The organism is Alcanivorax sp. HI0083 (assembly GCF_001635175.1).
The window spans coordinates 1-1,438 of sequence record NZ_LWFX01001438.1 but is presented as its reverse complement, the minus strand read 5'-3'; the positions used below and the strand labels follow the sequence as shown (position 1 = coordinate 1,438).

The 1,438-nt window shown below is 57.6% G+C and carries 1 protein-coding gene and 2 tRNA genes; 1 reads left to right on the top strand and 2 read right to left on the bottom strand.

Going from position 1 to position 1,438, the window contains the following annotated elements; translation table 11 throughout:
- Positions 1-20: 20 nt before the first annotated feature.
- The gene (locus A3754_RS21780; protein WP_063521319.1) at positions 21-728 is read left to right on the top strand and encodes an RES family NAD+ phosphorylase; all 708 of its coding nucleotides are present in this window, start codon (positions 21-23) and stop codon (positions 726-728) included.
- A 179-nt stretch (positions 729-907) separates the two neighbouring features.
- Here the strand turns inward: A3754_RS21780 and A3754_RS21775 are convergent.
- Positions 908-983, bottom strand: a tRNA-Glu gene (locus A3754_RS21775).
- Between the two features lie 5 nt (positions 984-988).
- Positions 989-1,064, bottom strand: a tRNA-Ala gene (locus A3754_RS21770).
- Positions 1,065-1,438: the final 374 nt, after the last annotated feature.

Genomic DNA, 1,438 nt, shown 5'->3' with positions numbered 1-1,438 from the left:
GACAGCCTGCGAGGCGGCCAATGGGGCTGAGTGAACCGAATACCGATGCCTTGCCATGTACCACGCTACGCGGACAAATCGCCTACCGGCTGGTCAATGGCAAATACCCCCCCATCGCCATCTTCGATGATGTGGCGGACCAGGCTGACTTCGATGCGCTGTTTGCGGTGCAGGCACTCACCAATCCACGCCTGCAGAATGATGTTGGCGAGCTGAACCGGGTACCGCCCGATCAGCGCCCCTGGGGCATCCCCGGTTGCAACTACGCCCTGGGCCCTTTCGTGCATGTGAACCCGGCCGGTTCGCGCTTCTCTGCGGGCCATTACGGCGTATTCTATTGCGCCGACCGCATGGCAACGGCCATCGCCGAAACCCGCTATCACCAGCAACGCTACTTCCAGCAGGTGGATGGCCTCAAATATGACCGCATCGTGATGCGCGGTCTGAAGGTCAATTTCACCGCGACACTCATCGATATCACCCCCGCCAGCGACCACCCACGCTGGCATGCGCCCGATGATTACAGCGCAGCCCACCTGCTCGGTCAGCAATTACGGGACCAACAACACAGCGGCATTCATTACGAATCGGTGCGAGCTGCCGGCAGCCATTGCTACGCCCTGCTGACCCCGCAAATTATCGCCAGCATTACCCCCAGCGCTCACTACGAATACATCTGGGACGGCGAAAAAATCGCCCACACCCTTACCATCCGCCGGCTGAGTTAACGCAGGAAGCAGTGTTTCCAGTAAGCGACGCATAGGAGAGAGGCATTCACTACTTGCGGCTTATCCTGGGACCGCAAGATCAGGCCTGACCTGTAGCGTGATGCATGTTGCGTAAAACGTGTTACGGCCGTAAAGCGGCCATAAAAAAGCCCCACTCTTTCGAGTGAGGCTTTTCTATTTGGCGTCCCCTAGGGGAGTCGAACCCCTGTTACCGCCGTGAAAGGGCGGTGTCCTGGGCCACTAGACGAAGGGGACGTGTTTGGTGGAGCTAAGCGGGATCGAACCGCTGACCTCAACACTGCCAGTGTTGCGCTCTCCCAGCTGAGCTATAGCCCCAAATACCAGTGGGATCAGGTGCATCCCGGTAGGTGCGGCGTATTCTACCGGCCACCCCTACCCTGTCAAGCGCCAGCCAGCGGTTTTTTTTCAGAATGAAGTCGATTTGACTACATCCTGAGCAAGTTGCTGAAAAACTGGGCAAAAGCAGTAGCGAGTGACGAGTTTCGAGTCGCGAAAACCTTCAGGCATGAGCGAGTTTCAGGTTTTGCTCTTCGAAACTCGCTTCTCGCAACTCGCCCCCAGTCGGTCAGACTTTCAACCCACCGGCAGATCCCGGTAAGCCTTCTCCAGCTTCTTCATCTGCTTCTTGGATACCCCACCCAATATCTCAATGGCGTGGCGGATGCGGGCACGGCTGATGTCAGAACCGA